Raw genomic sequence first — 13844 nt, forward strand, 5'->3', positions numbered from 1 at the left:
GGCTTCCTCCTAAAAGAAAGCCTTGAATCACGTTCAATCTGATTTGAGAATCCCAAGAGTCCACACGGCCTAGCGCACTTTTCCTCGCCAGCTCGATGGCCAGTTTCGTCACGGGATCGGCCTTGTTCGCCGATGGTGGCAACGCTGCGGTAAAGTGATCGATCGACGTCCGAGATACGCGAGAAATGCTTGCGGGGGTTAGTGCTCCGCAAGCGTTTCAGCACATGTAGATATGCCAATCCGCGGCGGCAAGCGACGCTTCGTGGGGCGAACCCGTCACGATGTAGGACGATCGTTCGTTTGTTTTGTGTCTGTTTTTGCTTCGCTGGTCCTCGATTTCGGCGTGAACACCGAAGTTCGGACAGAGCGGGTTCTTGCAGAAGTTGACGTTGACCCCTTCGAAAGGGGGAGGGAGACGAAGCCTTTTGGCTCCTCCCGAAGAAATCTCCGGCATGGTCGGCACCCCGAATTCTTTATGGAATAAGGGATGCCGATGAAGGTGGAGTTAAAATTCCACACTTAAGCTAGGGGCTGGCCGGAGCAGGGGCCATTCGCTCAAACAAAATGTAAGTCTCGTCGGCGCCACCTCGACGGCGTTCGCCGCCGGAGTTCGTGTCGCTATGAGGCCTTAGAGGCCGAAGCGCGGGAGGTCGCCGTTGCGGATGGAGATCTCGGCGCTCTTCATCAGCAGCCGATCGATCGTGGCCATCAAACGTCCCCACAGCGAAGTCGGGGCCGAAATTGCGATGGAAGCAGTCTTGGACATGATGTCCCCCTTCTCTGAAGTTGCGGCGGAATGTCCGCTTCGTGATCTGGGGACTATTTATGTATACCAGATGCCAGCAACAACGCATTTGTTTGCATAGCAGCATCCGCCTTCTGCGGTGCAACATAGGCCGGCCGTTTGGCATCCCAAAAATCCTAACCAGAATGCGAACAGGATTTGCATTCGCATTTTAACCGGTGTAAACGACCGCCATTGGCCCATTTCACGTGGCCACTGGAGGAAACCATGAAGTTATCCGGAAGGGTCTTGCTCGCCGTCGTGGCGGGAACGAGCCTGGCCTTTGCAGCCTACGCCGCTCCGCAATCGAATTACTCGATCCCGCGCGCTCATGAAGAGGTCGTGCTGAAAAGCGGGGCGACGATGATCTATGATCAGAACGTCGCCGTGACGTTGCGCGATGGCCACGTGGTTTATGCCAACGTGTTCCGTCCCAAGCAGGCCGGGACCTATCCGGTGATCATGGCGCAGGGGTCCTATGGCAAGGATGCGACCTTCCAGGAGGCCTACGCATCAGGTTGGACCCAGTTGCTCAAAGCCAACCCGAACATTTGTGCCCAATCGTCGTGCCGGTTCATGCGTTGGGAGCACACCGACCCCGAACGCTGGGTCGGCGACGGTTATGTGGTCATCGCGCTCGACGTCCGCGGTGCAGGTTACTCGCCGGGCTATCTCGACCTCGTCTCGGCGCGCGAAGCGCGCGATTTCTACGACGCGATTGAATGGGCTGCTGCGCAACCGTGGTCGAACGGGAAGGTCGGCTTGCTCGGCATTTCCTACATGGCCATCAATCAATGGCAGGTTGCCGCGCTTCAGTCACCGCATCTCGCCGCGATTATCCCCTGGGAAGGCGCGTCCGATCTGTATCGTGAGGCGCTGTTTCACGGCGGCATCGAAAGCAATGTGTTTCTTCAGCTCTGGTTCAAGAGCCAGATCCTTCCCAATCAGAATGGCAACGCGGCGACCGCCTACAAGGATCCAGGAACGGGGCGGCCTCCCACCGGCGCGGCACTCAGTGACGATTTGCTGAAGGCCAACCGAAGAAACCTGATCGACAGCGCGCACGCCCATCCTCTGCTCGATGGCTACAATCAGGAGATCAATGCTGATCTGAGCCGTATCCGCACGCCGCTGCTGTCGGCCGGAAATCTCTCGGCTCCAAGCCTCCACGGCCGCGGCAATTACGAGGGATTCGTCCAGGCGTCATCGACGGAAAAGTGGCTGTTCCTGCACACGGGAACGCATGACGACAGCTTCTACAGCGATGAGGGGATCGCGCTTCAGCACAAGTTCTTCGATCACTATCTCAAGGGAATAGACAACAAGTGGGAGAAGACCGCACGGGTTTCCCTGGTCGAACGCGATCCGGCGCGCGCGACCTGGACGACGCGGTCCGAGGAAGGCTGGCCGCTCGCCCGCACCCGTTATGTCAATTATCATCTCGATGCGCAGAACCGTTCGCTGGGCACCGAGGTGCCCAAGGGCGAAGCCAGCGTGACGTTCAATGCCGGAAAGACCGCGGCCACTTTCGATATGGTGTTCGATCGGACGATGGAGTTCACCGGACCGCTCGCCGCCCATCTCTGGGTCGCATCGTCGACCGCGGATGCGGATCTCTTCGTCACCCTGCAATTGTTCGACGAGAAGGGACGCGAGGTCACTTTCCTCGGCGCATCCGACACCGCCTCGCCATTGGCGCAAGGATGGCTGCGCGCGTCGCGGCGCAAGCTCGACGTCCAACGGTCGAAGCCATACCAGCCCTGGCATACGCATGACGAAGTGCAGAAGCTGAAGCCGGACGAGTTCTATCCGGTCGATGTGGAGATCTGGCCGACCTCGATCGTCGTTCATCCCGGATACAAACTGACGCTCCGGATCGAGGGGGCCGACTTCCAGCGTCCGCCGTCGAATCCGGATGGGAAATCCATCGGAAGGCGCGGGTCCGGCGTGTTCCTGCACGACGATCCCGCCGATCGGCCGAACCCTGAGTTCTCCGGCGTGACGACGATCGCCTCCGGCGGGGCGCGCGACTCGTTCCTCGTGCTGCCGACGATACCTCGCGGCGAATGAGCCGCGAGAGATCCTCTCCGTTGTTGGACCATCGGCATGATGGTATTGCTGCCATCATGTCGACCTTCGAAACGTCACCTCACGTCGTGCGGCCGCAGCAGCAGCGCAGCCGTGCCGCTCTTGCGAAGATCGTCACGGCCGCTGAACAGCTGCTGAGAACGAAAGGCGCGGACGGCTTTTCGATGGCCGAGGTGGCGGAAGCCGCGGGCCTGCCGGTCGGAAACATCTATCGCCGTTTTCGCGGCAAGGATGAATTGCTGCAGGCTATCAAATACGAGATTACGGCCCGCATCGAGGAAGCCGTCGGCGAGCGACTCTCTCAGCGGCCATTCGACAACATGGCTGATGTGATCGAGCGTTTCGCCGCCGCGACCTGCGACACTTTCGCTGGCGATGAGAAGCTGTACTTTGCCGTCTTCGCCGCGCAGCGCGGCGGCACCTCGGAAATGGATCGGATAGGCGCACGCGGCCGGCGTCGTATTTTCTCCAGGTATCGCGAAGCGTTGCTTCCGTTCCTGCAAGGCGTCGCCGGCGACAAGGCCGAGCTTATGGCGCGGGTATCGTTTCACATCATAACGGCGGCGGTGCTCGGAAAAGCGCGAGCGTCCGATGAGGCGCTCAGTGACGTGTCGTGGACAGCGCTGGGCGAAGAATTCGGACGCGCTGCGCTCGCCTATTTGCAGACGAACATGCAGTCTATTCCGAAGCGTGATTGACCGCAGGTCGCGCCAAGACAAAAGGGCCGCCGGAATACCGGCGGCCCTTTTAGCCGTTCAGCGATATGACGCGACTTACTCGGCCGCCTGCTTCTGCGGCGGAGCGAGCGCGCCGGAGTCGTGGATCTCGGCGACCTGGTGATCGGTGAAGCCGAGCACCTGGCGCAGCACCTCGTCGGTGTGCTCGCCAAGCAGCGGCGAGCGAAGCACTTCGCTCGGGCTGTCCGACAGCTTGATCGGGTTGCCGACCGACAGGTATTTGCCGCGGGTGGGATGGACGACCTCGACCACGGTGCCGGTCGCGCGCAGCGACTGGTCCTCGGCGAGTTCCTTCATCGACAGGATCGGGCCGCAGGGGATGTCGTATTGGTTGAGGATCTCCATCGCCTCGAACTTGGTCTTGGTCGTAGTCCACTGCTCGATGCGGGCGAAGATTTCGTTCAGCCGCGGCAAGCGTGCCGCCGGCTTGGCGTAATCCGGATGCGTCTTCCAGGTGGGCTCGCCGATCACGTCGCAGATCTTCTCCCAGACCGGTGCCTGCGTGATGAAGTAGATGTAGGCGTTGGGATCGGTCTCCCAGCCCTTGCACTTCAGGATGCGCCCGGGCTGGCCGCCGCCGGAATCATTGCCCGCGCGCGGCACGGCGTCGCCGAACGGAATGCCTTCGCCGAACTGGCTGTATTCCTTGAGCGGGCCATGGGCGAGACGCTGCTGGTCGCGCAGCTTGACGCGGCAGAGGTTGAGCACGCCGTCCTGCATCGCCGCGGTGACTCGCTGGCCCTTGCCGCTCTTGGTGCGGTGGAACAGCGCGGTGACGATGCCGAGGGCGAGATGCAGTCCCGTGCCGCTGTCGCCGATCTGTGCGCCGGTGACGAGCGGGACGTCGTCGCGGAAGCCGGTGGTCGAGGCCGCGCCGCCCGTGCACTGCGCGACGTTCTCATAGACCTTGCAGTCTTCATACGGCCCCGGGCCAAAGCCCTTGATGGAGGCCACGATCATCTGCGGGTTGATCTGTTGGATCTTCTCCCAGGGAAAGCCCATGCGGTCGAGCACGCCGGGGCCGAAATTCTCCACCAGCACGTCGCACTTCTTGATCAGCGCGGTCAGGACTTCCTTGCCCTTCGGGTTCTTGGTGTCGAGCGTGATCGAGCGCTTGTTGTGGTTGAGCATGGTGAAATACAGGCTGTCCACGTTCGGGACGTCCTGCAACTGGCCACGCGTGATGTCACCGACGCCCGGGCGCTCGACCTTGATCACGTCGGCGCCGAACCAGGCCAGGAGCTGGGTGCAGGTCGGCCCCGACTGGACATGGGTGAAATCGAGAATGCGAACGCCCGTAAGCGCCTTAGTCATCTGTCCTCTCCTTGTTACTACCTGTTGCTGTCATGCCCACGAAGGCGGGCATCCAGTAATCACCGTCGATTCAGTCGGGCTCAGTGTTCGCCTCGCGATAGCTCGGCGGCTACTGGATCCCCCGCCGGAGCCTGTCATCGGGCGGCCATTCGGCCGACCCGTTGGCGGGGAATGACGCCGTTCAGTTGATCCGTTACTTCTTCTTCAGAACGCTCTGCGGATTGAGATTGCCGATGCGGCCGCTCTCCGAGCCGGCCGCTGGATCGATCACCGCGTTGATCAGGGTCGGCTTGCCGGAGTCCATCGCCGCATTGACGGCACGCTTCAATTCATCCGGCGAGGTCGCGTTGACGCCGACGCCGCCGAACGCCTCGATCATCTTGTCGTAGCGTGCGCCCTTCACGAACACCGTGGTTGCGGGATCGGCGCCGGCCGAGTTGGTGTCGGTGCCGCGATAGATGCCGTCATTGTTGAAGACGACGACGCAGACCGGCAGGTCGTAGCGGCAGATGGTCTCGATCTCCATGCCCGAAAAACCAAAGGCGCTGTCGCCTTCGACCGCGAGCACCGGCTTGCCGGTCTCGACGGCGGCTGCGATGGCATAGCCCATGCCGATGCCCATCACGCCCCAGGTGCCGACATCGAGCCGCTTGCGCGGCTGATACATGTCGATGACGCCGCGGGCGAGGTCGAGTGTGTTGGCGCCTTCGTTGACGAAGATAGCGTCCGGCCGCTCCTTGATGATGGTGCGGAGCACGCCGAGCGCGCCGTGATAATCCATCGGCGAGGCATTGCTCATCAGCTTTGGCGCCATCTTGGCGACGTTCTCGTCGCGCTTGGCGTTGACCTTGGTGGTCCAGTCGGCAGGCGGCGCCGGCCAGTTGCCGCCCATGCCCTCGAGCAGCGCGGTGACACAGGAGCCGATATCGCCGACCAGGGGAGCCGCGATCTCGACGTTGGAATCCATCTCCTTCGGCTCGATATCGACCTGGATGAATTTCTTCGGTGCATCGCCCCAGGTCTTGCCCTTGCCATGCGAGAGCAGCCAGTTGAGGCGGGCGCCGATCAGCATCACCACGTCGGCATCCTTCAGCACGGTCGAGCGCGCGGCGCCGGCGGATTGCGGATGCGTGTCGGGCAGGAGGCCCTTGGCCATGCTCATCTGCAGGAACGGCGCGCCGCTCTTCTCGACGAAGCTGCGGATGGCATCATCGGCCTGTGCGTAGGCCGCGCCCTTGCCGAGGATGATCAGCGGACGCTTGGCGCCCTTGAGCACGTCAAGCGCGCGCTTGACCGCCGACGGGGCAGGGATCTGCGCCGGCGCCGCGTCGATCACCTTCACCAGCGACCTCTGACCGGCTTCGGCATTCATCACCTGCGAGAACAGTTTTGCCGGCAGGTCGAGATAGACGCCGCCGGGACGACCGGACACGGCGGCGCGGATCGCGCGCGCAAAGCCGATGCCGATATCCTGCGCGTGCAACACGCGGAACGCCGCCTTGCAGAGCGGCTTGGCGATCGCGAGCTGGTCCATCTCCTCATAGTCGCCCTGCTGCAGGTCGACGATCTCGCGCTCCGAGGAACCCGAGACCAGGATCATCGGAAAGCAGTTGGTGGTGGCGTGCGCCAGCGCGGTAAGCCCGTTGAGGAAGCCTGGCGCCGACACCGTCAGGCAGACGCCGGGCTTCTTGGTCAGGAAGCCCGCGATCGCCGCCGCGTAGCCCGCGTTCTGCTCATGCCGGAACGACAACACGCGAATGCCCGCCGCCTGCGCCATGCGGCCGAGATCCGTGATCGGAATGCCCGGCACGCCGTAGACGGTGTCGATGCCATTCAGCTTCAGCGCATCGATGACGAGGTGAAAGCCGTCCGTAAGCTCTTGTTCCGTGCCCGGTGCTTCGGTCTTGGTGGCGGTATTTAGCATGGGCATGGTCTCCCTCTGGCTTTTCTGGTTCGGACGAGTTCGTCGTCTTCTGAGTGACGCTCTAAGTGAAAAGTTCCTGGCCGTGCGCTTCGACGTAAGCGGCAAGGCCAAGCGTGTGGTCGCGCGCGCGCTTTTCCGCAAGCTCGGTGTCGCGCGCCTCCAGCGCCTCGATGATGCCGAGATGCTCGGGTAGCGATGTCGCGGTGCGATCCTTCCGCCCGATCGTGAGCTGCCGGTAGCCGCGGACATGCAAGAGGATGTCGTTGGTCATATCGACCAGGACCTGATTCTCGGACAGCGAGATCAGCGCCTGATGGAAGGCGATGTTGGCCTTGGAATATTCCTCGATGTGATCTTCCGGCCGGCGGTCGCTGCTGAAATCCTTGAAGAAGTCGCGCAGCGCCGTGATGTCTTTCTTGCGCGCGGTGGTCGTGATCAACCGCGCGGCCATGCTCTCGAGTGCGGCCCAAGCGCGGATCATGTCGACGATCTCGGTCTTGGTGCGGCGGACCACGACGATGCCGCGGCGCGGCACGGTTTTGACAAAACCGTCCTGTTCGAGCATGGCGATCGCTTCGCGGATCGGGGTGCGGCTGACGCCGAGGCGCTCGGACAACGCACGCTCATCGAGCATCACCGGCTCGGGCGTCGTATAGATGTCCATCTTGAGAATAGCTTCCTTCAAGGCTTCGTAAGCCTTGTTCTTGAAGCTCGTCTCTGGCGCGATCCGGACGATCGCAATATCTGCCTCAGCCATAATAGGCGATGCCTTGGTTTCCTTCGGTGTTGGCACGACTCGTCTCCTCCGTTTGGAAGACGCCTTCTTAGCAGAAGAAATGCCGTCAGGTTTTTGGCATGCCAAATACCAGAATGTCAAGTTGCCATTGTTTTCTGCATCCCGCGAGAGAAGACCGGCTTGACTTTTTGGCTTCTGGCATACCAAATGCCATCAAATTTGTCCTGGGAGGAAGCCGATGTCAAATTCAAAAGAAGCAGTCCGCAAAGTTCTCGATGCGGTCAAAGCGGACAAGCGTACGAGCCTGACGGCGCCGGAGGGCAAATTGGTCTGCGATGCCTACGGGATACCGGTCCCGAAGGAGGACGTCGCCAAGTCGGCGGCCGAGGCGGCGCGGATCGCGTCCGGCATGGGTTTCCCGGTGGTCATGAAGATCGTCTCGCCGGACATTCTCCACAAGACCGAGGCCGGCGGCGTCGTGGTCGGCGTCAAGACGGCCGCTGACGCCGAGAAGACCTACGAGACGATTCTCGCCAACGCCAGGAAGTACAAGGCGGACGCCAAGATCGGGGGCGTGCAGGTCCAGCAGATGCTGGGCGGCGGCACCGAGGTGATCATCGGCTCGATCACCGACGGCTCGTTCGGCAAGCTGGTCGCCTTCGGCCTCGGCGGCGTGCTGGTCGAAGTGCTCAAGGACATCACCTTCCGCCTCGCGCCCGCGACCACGGAAGACGCGCTGTCGATGCTCGACGGCATCCAGGCGCATGAGATGCTGAAGGGCGTGCGTGGCGGCGATCCCGTCAACCGCGAGGCGCTCGCCGATGTCATCGTCAAGGTGTCGCGGCTGGTCAGCGATTTCCCTGAGATCGTCGAGCTCGACCTCAATCCCGTTTTTGCCACCAAGAAGGACGCGATCGCCGCCGACGTGCGCATCGTCGTCGATTTCGACTACAAGCCGCGCCCGGCGCCGCGCCCGACCGAGGAAATCGTCGCCGCGATGAACCGCATCATGCAGCCGAAGGCGGTGGCCGTGATCGGTGCTTCTGCCGAAGACGGCAAGATCGGCAACTCCGTGATGAAGAACCTCATTAACGGCGGCTACAAGGGCGAGATCTATCCGATCCACCCCAAAGCGCCCGAGATCCTCGGCTACAAGGCCTACAAGAGCGTCAAGGACGTGCCAGGGGTGATCGACGTCGCGGTGTTCGCGATCCCCGCGAAATTCGTCGCCGGTGCGCTCGCCGAATGCGGCGAGAAGAAAATTCCCGGCGCCGTGCTGATCCCGTCGGGCTTCGCCGAAGCCGGCGCGCCGGAACTGCAGGCCGAGATCGTCGAAGTCGGCAAGAAGTACGACATCCGCCTGATGGGGCCGAACATCTACGGCTTCTATTACACGCCAGCCAATCTCTGCGCGACCTTCTGCACGGCCTACGACGTCAAGGGCCATGCGGCCTTGTCATCGCAGTCCGGCGGCATCGGCATGGCGATCATCGGCTTCTCACGCTCGGCGAAGATGGGCGTCTCCGCGATCGTCGGCCTCGGCAACAAGTCCGATATCGACGAGGACGATCTGCTTGCCTTCTTCGAGCAGGACCCGAACACCAATTTGATTGCGCAGCACTGCGAAGACCTGAAGGACGGCCGCGCCTTCGCGGAAGCCGCCAAGCGGGTCTCCAAGAAGAAACCGGTGATCGTGCTGAAGGCCGGCCGCACCTCGGCAGGTGCGAAGGCGGCAAGCTCGCACACCGGCGCGCTCGCCGGCAACGACAAGATCTATGAGGACGTGTTCAAGCAGTCCGGCGTGATCCGCGCCCGCAGCTTGAGGCAACTGCTCGAATTCGCCCGCGGCGTGCCGGTGCTGCCGACGCCGAAGGGCGAGAACGTGCTGATCATCACCGGCGCCGGCGGTTCGGGCGTGCTGCTCTCCGACTCCGTGGTCGACAACGGCCTGTCGCTGATGCAGATGCCGCCGGACCTGGATGCGGCCTTCCGCAAGTTCATCCCGCCATTCGGCGCCGCCGGCAATCCCGTCGACATTACCGGTGGCGAGCCGCCGATCACCTATGTCAACACGGTGAAGCTCGGCCTGTCCGATGAGCGCATCCACGCGCTGATCCTCGGCTACTGGCACACCATCGTGACGCCGCCGATGGTGTTCGCGCGCAACATGGTCGAGGTGAAGAAGGAGATGGAGGCCAAGGGCTTCGTGAAGCCGATGGTGGCCTCGCTCGCCGGCGACGTCGAGGTCGAGGAGGCCGCCGAGTATCTCTATCAGCACGGCATCCCGGCCTATGCCTATTCGACCGAACTGCCGGTCGAGGTGCTGGGGGCCAAGTACAAATGGGCGCGCGGCGCGGGTCTGCTCTAACGAGAAGATCAATGCCGCTTCGACGTCAGTCGGAGCGGCATTTTGATTGAACGCTTCGGGTGAGGGGACTCTCCACAAACTCGGTCTGTGTCTGGGAATGCAGGTCGCGATGAAGAGAGACGTGATCCGGCGCAAGTCCATCGAGAAGACTAACGCGGATACTGAGGCCGATTCCCGCGAGGGCGGCGTGCAGTCCGTCGACCGCGCGCTCTCGATCATCGAGACGCTCGCCGAAGACGACGAAGGCTACCGCCTGAGCGATCTCGCGATCCGCACGGGGCTGTCGACCTCCACCGTGCACCGTCTGCTGGCAACGCTCGAAAGCCGCCGCTTCGTGCAATTCGACCGGACCCAATCGAAATGGCATGTCGGCGCCCGCAGCTTCACGGTCGGCGCCACCTTTGCGAGGCGCCGCAACTTCACCGCCCAGGCGGTTCCCTACCTGCGCAAGCTGCGCGACCTCACCCGCGAGACCGCCAACCTCGCCGTCGTCGACGACGAGTTCATCGTCGTGCTGACCCGAATGGAAAGCCGCGAGATCATGCGTTCGCTGACGAAGGTCGGCGGCCGCGTGGCGATGGTTGCGTCCGGCGTCGGCAAGGCGGTGCTGGCGACCTATTCGGACGAGGACGTCAGCGCGATCATCCGCCACCACGGCATGCCGCGCCTGACCGAGAAGACCATCACGCGGCCGAGCGACCTGTTCAGGGAACTCGAACGCGTCCGCCGCCAAGGTTACGCCGTCGACGACGAGGAAGCCTGCATGGGGCTGCGCTGCATCGCCGCCGTCGTCTACAACGATTGCAGCGAGCCGCTGGCGGCGATCTCGGTCTCCGGCATGACCAGTCGCCTGACCGACGATCGCTTGGCCACGCTCGGCCAGACCGTGCGCGAAGTGGCGGCCGAGCTGACGCTTGCGCTCGGTGGCCTCGTGCCCGCTGCGACGGCTGGCTGAGAAGACAACGCCGTCATTGCGGGCGCATCCGCCTGTGTGGAGAGATGGATTGCGTCGCTGACTACAGCTCAGATCGCGGGCGTTATCAGACCAACCCTCATGTCTCTGGCAACGTAGACGCATGTGTCATCGGCGTGCACGCGGCCGTTCGCAACTCCGAGAACCAGTCTGCCGCGCCTCACCTGGCGCATATCAACCTCATAGCGAACGCGTCTGACTTCTGGCGTGATATGGCCTCTGAACTTCACCTCGCCAACACCGATGGCGCGGCCTTTGCCTGGTGAGCCCGACCAGCCGAGCCAGTAACCGATCATCTGCCACATCGCGTCCAAACCCAGACATCCCGGCATCACAGGGTCGTGAGGAAAGTGGCAATTAAAGAACCAGAGGCTCGGCGTAATGTCCAACTCGCCGACGATATGGCCCTTTCCAAATTCGCCGCCGTCCATGCTGATGTCTGTGATGCGGTCCATCATAAGCATGGGCGGTGCTGGCAACTGCGCATTGCCTGGGCCGAAATAGCCACCTTCACCTGATTTGAGCAGATCGTCTTTTGTGTAGGACGATTGCGGAGTGTGAAAGTCGTGTGGGTTGGGCAAGACAACAAGGCCTTTGGTGGTGAGCGGTCGGGGTATACTCCGACGTCTGTACTCGCGGTCAGGATGTACTTGGATTGAGTTCAATTCAAGTGCGATCAGGGGCGAATGGTCGAAAGCTGTCGCCGCGAGGGCGCCCTCGATGGCAAGTCTGGGCTGATTGCCGATCCACACAACGCCGAAGTCGGCTCCCTGTCAGAGGTTGAACCGGCAGTAACGTCCGCTGTTGGGCGCAAGGTGGACCATTGGCGAAAGGCCTGGATCGACTAAACTGACGCCTCAAGAACCAGGGAACCGGTTGCTTCCCTGACCGCAAGAACAATGCCGGGGAGAAAGCATGGGTCGGAAGATAGCTATCGTCGGAGCTGGAGCCGTCGGCGGGTATGTGGGTGCCCACATGGTGCAGGCCGGCGAGGACGTCACGTTCATCGATCCCTGGCCCGATCACATCGAGCACATGAGGAAGCACGGACTGCGCGTCACGCACGCAAGGGACGTCGCGGAATTCTCGGTTTCCGTGCGCGCGCTGCACATCACCGACGCGCAGCAGCTCGCCAAGGAGAGACCGGTCGACATCGCCTTCGTCTGCATGAAATCTTACGACACCGCCTGGGCCACCATGCTGATCCAGCAGTATCTGGCGCCCGACGGCTACGTCGTGTCGCTGCAGAACTGCATGAACGAAGAGACGATTGCCGGCATCGTCGGCTGGGGCAGGACGCTCGGATGCATTGCCAGCAGCATCACCGTCAATCTGCCTGAACCCGGCCATATTCACCGCGGCGCCGGCAAGGGCGGGGCGGCGCACACCGTATTTCGCACCGGCGAAGTGCACGGTCGCGTCACGGCTCGGGCGGAAGAAATCTGCCGTCTGGTGGGCTACTCGGACAGCGCCAAAGTGACCGGCAATCTGTGGGGCGAGCGCTGGTCGAAACTGGTTGCCAACGTCATGGGCAATGGGCTCTCGGCCTGCACGGGTCTGTCGGGCGGAGACAAGTTGCAAAGCGAGCCGATCCGCCGTTTCTCCACCCGGCTCGGCAGCGAAGCGATCCGCGTCGGCCAGGCGCTCGGCTATCAATTGGAGGAGATCCTGCACCTGTCGCCTGAGACGATCGCGCGCGCCGGAGAAGGCGACGAGACGGCGATGCGCGTCTGCGACGAGCAGCGCTTCAGGGACGGCAAACGCACCTCCTCCGAGCAGCGTCCCTCGATGGGCCAGGACGTGCAGAAGGGCCGGCGCACCGAGATCGAATTCCTCAACGGTTTAGTGGTGCGCGAGGGCGAGAAGATCGGCCTGTCCTGCGCAGCCAATGCCGTGCTGACCGACCTCGTCAAGCGCGTGGAGCGGAATGAGCTGAGCCCGGATCCGCGGCACATTACGGGGCTGCGGTTGAACTGAGCCGCGTTGCTCGCCTTGATGCGCAGAACGGGTTGACGTCTGAACTACCGGGTGGGCAGACAAACTCCGTCCACTTGAATCGGACAGGTACGGGCCAACAACGGACTGGCTGCAAGGCAATGTTGCCAAGCGAAAGGTCTCTTATAGAGACACCTAACATTGCGGGCGCTTGTCGAGAGCCGCCACGATGCGCTCTAGATTGGCATCAATCCGCTGCGTTTCGGTGAGCTGCTGCTCACACGGTTGGATTACCGAAACCCCCGATTTTGTGCGGTTGGTAAAACGCGAAACCACGATCCATGCACCAATGAGCACCACGAACGGCCACCATGAGAGCAGTGCCGACAGCCAATCACCATTCATATACAGGTTTCCATCCTCTTTATCGGACAGCGGAGCAGCCCAGCGCGCGTCAGGATGCCGTTCATCCATTAACAGGTAACCCTCGCTCGTTGATAAATGTAGGAAATCAATGCACGCGGCGCTTGTTGGGGGCACTCAGAACCGGAAGATCACTTTTGGGATTGCCGAGACAACTATAGCTCGGAAGAACTCGCGGTATCGCCATTTGCTAACTGGATGTCTGTCAACAGCGGCCGGCATCCGAAACCCTTCACAAAAGCGGCGTCGAGGCACGCGCACAGCGATGTCCGCCCTGGTTCAGACGACCGACATGGTGAAAGCGGGAGCGCGATTCAGCTCGGGGTCTTTTCGGACCTCAGCGCAGTCTTGAAATATCTCCGGTTTACCCCAACGACCGGACATCACTAAGCGCAGGGTGGCTTAGCGAAAGCGTAATCCACCCTTGCATCGCGCGACTGTCCGGAGTCCTTTGAGGTGCCGGCTCGTCGTGCTTGGGGCGTCGTTGTCCGTCGTCAGATAATTTGAGACAGATCAAGCTTTTCGAGAAGGGAGGCTCTGGCTCATCAGGGGTTAGAGTTTA

General features: G+C 62.0%; 11 protein-coding genes and 1 pseudogene. 6 read left to right on the plus strand and 6 right to left on the minus strand.

Features of this window, described 5'->3' with window-relative positions; translation table 11 throughout:
* Nucleotides 1-71: 71 nt before the first annotated feature.
* A pseudogene (locus tag AAFX91_RS30520) lies at nt 72-158 on the plus strand (short-chain dehydrogenase); the annotation flags it as partial.
* A gap of 470 nt (nt 159-628) precedes the next feature.
* Here AAFX91_RS30520 and AAFX91_RS30525 read toward each other — a convergent pair.
* The gene (locus AAFX91_RS30525; RefSeq protein WP_165421361.1) at nt 629-766 is read right to left on the minus strand and encodes a hypothetical protein; all 138 of its coding nucleotides are present in this window, start codon (nt 764-766) and stop codon (nt 629-631) included.
* Between the two features lie 246 nt (nt 767-1012).
* Between AAFX91_RS30525 and AAFX91_RS30530 the strand changes: the two genes are divergently transcribed.
* Both AAFX91_RS30530 and AAFX91_RS30535 read left to right on the plus strand, forming a co-directional pair.
* The gene (locus AAFX91_RS30530) at nt 1013-2854 is read left to right on the plus strand and encodes a CocE/NonD family hydrolase (RefSeq protein WP_394569080.1); all 1842 of its coding nucleotides are present in this window, start codon (nt 1013-1015) and stop codon (nt 2852-2854) included.
* Nucleotides 2851-3570, plus strand: a complete 720-nt coding sequence (locus AAFX91_RS30535) for a TetR/AcrR family transcriptional regulator (RefSeq protein WP_394569081.1) — start codon at nt 2851-2853, stop codon at nt 3568-3570. The genes AAFX91_RS30530 and AAFX91_RS30535 overlap by 4 nt, the downstream gene beginning before the upstream one ends.
* A 75-nt stretch (nt 3571-3645) precedes the next feature.
* Here the strand turns inward: AAFX91_RS30535 and frc are convergent, their stop codons facing one another.
* The 3 genes from frc to AAFX91_RS30550 all read right to left on the minus strand — a co-directional run bounded on the left by frc (nt 3646) and on the right by AAFX91_RS30550 (nt 7604).
* Entirely contained in the window at nt 3646-4923 is a 1278-nt protein-coding gene (gene frc / locus AAFX91_RS30540; protein WP_394569082.1) for a formyl-CoA transferase, read from the minus strand.
* Between the two features lie 193 nt (nt 4924-5116).
* The gene (oxc, locus tag AAFX91_RS30545; RefSeq protein ID WP_130581661.1) at nt 5117-6847 is read right to left on the minus strand and encodes an oxalyl-CoA decarboxylase; all 1731 of its coding nucleotides are present in this window, start codon (nt 6845-6847) and stop codon (nt 5117-5119) included.
* Between the two features lie 61 nt (nt 6848-6908).
* Nucleotides 6909-7604 carry a GntR family transcriptional regulator gene (locus AAFX91_RS30550; RefSeq protein ID WP_130581667.1) on the minus strand — a complete coding sequence of 232 codons (696 nt, stop codon included), beginning with the start codon at nt 7602-7604 and terminating at the stop codon, nt 6909-6911.
* A gap of 217 nt (nt 7605-7821) precedes the next feature.
* Here AAFX91_RS30550 and AAFX91_RS30555 point away from each other — a divergent pair, with 217 nt between their 5' ends.
* The gene (locus AAFX91_RS30555; RefSeq protein ID WP_130581662.1) at nt 7822-9951 is read left to right on the plus strand and encodes an acetate--CoA ligase family protein; all 2130 of its coding nucleotides are present in this window, start codon (nt 7822-7824) and stop codon (nt 9949-9951) included.
* A gap of 109 nt (nt 9952-10060) precedes the next feature.
* Nucleotides 10061-10906 carry an IclR family transcriptional regulator gene (locus tag AAFX91_RS30560; RefSeq protein WP_165421363.1) on the plus strand — a complete coding sequence of 282 codons (846 nt, stop codon included), beginning with the start codon at nt 10061-10063 and terminating at the stop codon, nt 10904-10906.
* 68 nt (nt 10907-10974) lie between these two features.
* Here the strand turns inward: AAFX91_RS30560 and fabA are convergent, their stop codons facing one another.
* Nucleotides 10975-11505, minus strand: a complete 531-nt coding sequence (gene fabA, locus AAFX91_RS30565; protein WP_130581668.1) for a bifunctional 3-hydroxydecanoyl-ACP dehydratase/trans-2-decenoyl-ACP isomerase — start codon at nt 11503-11505, stop codon at nt 10975-10977.
* A 334-nt stretch (nt 11506-11839) separates the two neighbouring features.
* On the opposite strand from fabA, the gene AAFX91_RS30570 reads away from it, so the two are divergent.
* Nucleotides 11840-12901 (plus strand): ketopantoate reductase family protein, encoded by a 1062-nt coding sequence (locus AAFX91_RS30570; protein WP_130581664.1) that lies wholly within the window; start codon nt 11840-11842, stop codon nt 12899-12901.
* 153 nt (nt 12902-13054) lie between these two features.
* On the opposite strand, the gene AAFX91_RS30575 is transcribed toward AAFX91_RS30570, so the two are convergent.
* Complete coding sequence (locus tag AAFX91_RS30575; RefSeq protein ID WP_394569083.1) at nt 13055-13333, minus strand: hypothetical protein; 279 nt, start codon at nt 13331-13333, stop codon at nt 13055-13057.
* Nucleotides 13334-13844: the final 511 nt, after the last annotated feature.

It is taken from the genome of Bradyrhizobium sp. 31Argb (assembly GCF_043638955.1).
In the GTDB taxonomy this organism is placed as follows: domain Bacteria; phylum Pseudomonadota; class Alphaproteobacteria; order Rhizobiales; family Xanthobacteraceae; genus Bradyrhizobium.

Bases quoted from the DNA above. Each gene is read 5' to 3' on its own strand.
- AAFX91_RS30525 (WP_165421361.1), bottom strand. From the start codon at position 766: ATGTCCAAGACTGCTTCCATCGCAATTTCGGCCCCGACTTCGCTGTGG.
- AAFX91_RS30530 (WP_394569080.1), top strand. From the start codon at position 1,013: ATGAAGTTATCCGGAAGGGTCTTGCTCGCCGTCGTGGCGGGAACGAGC.
- AAFX91_RS30535 (WP_394569081.1), top strand. From the start codon at position 2,851: ATGAGCCGCGAGAGATCCTCTCCGTTGTTGGACCATCGGCATGATGGT.
- frc (WP_394569082.1), bottom strand. From the start codon at position 4,923: ATGACTAAGGCGCTTACGGGCGTTCGCATTCTCGATTTCACCCATGTC.
- oxc (WP_130581661.1), bottom strand. From the start codon at position 6,847: ATGCTAAATACCGCCACCAAGACCGAAGCACCGGGCACGGAACAAGAG.
- AAFX91_RS30550 (WP_130581667.1), bottom strand. From the start codon at position 7,604: ATGGCTGAGGCAGATATTGCGATCGTCCGGATCGCGCCAGAGACGAGC.
- AAFX91_RS30555 (WP_130581662.1), top strand. From the start codon at position 7,822: ATGTCAAATTCAAAAGAAGCAGTCCGCAAAGTTCTCGATGCGGTCAAA.
- AAFX91_RS30560 (WP_165421363.1), top strand. From the start codon at position 10,061: ATGAAGAGAGACGTGATCCGGCGCAAGTCCATCGAGAAGACTAACGCG.
- AAFX91_RS30570 (WP_130581664.1), top strand. From the start codon at position 11,840: ATGGGTCGGAAGATAGCTATCGTCGGAGCTGGAGCCGTCGGCGGGTAT.
- AAFX91_RS30575 (WP_394569083.1), bottom strand. From the start codon at position 13,333: ATGGATGAACGGCATCCTGACGCGCGCTGGGCTGCTCCGCTGTCCGAT.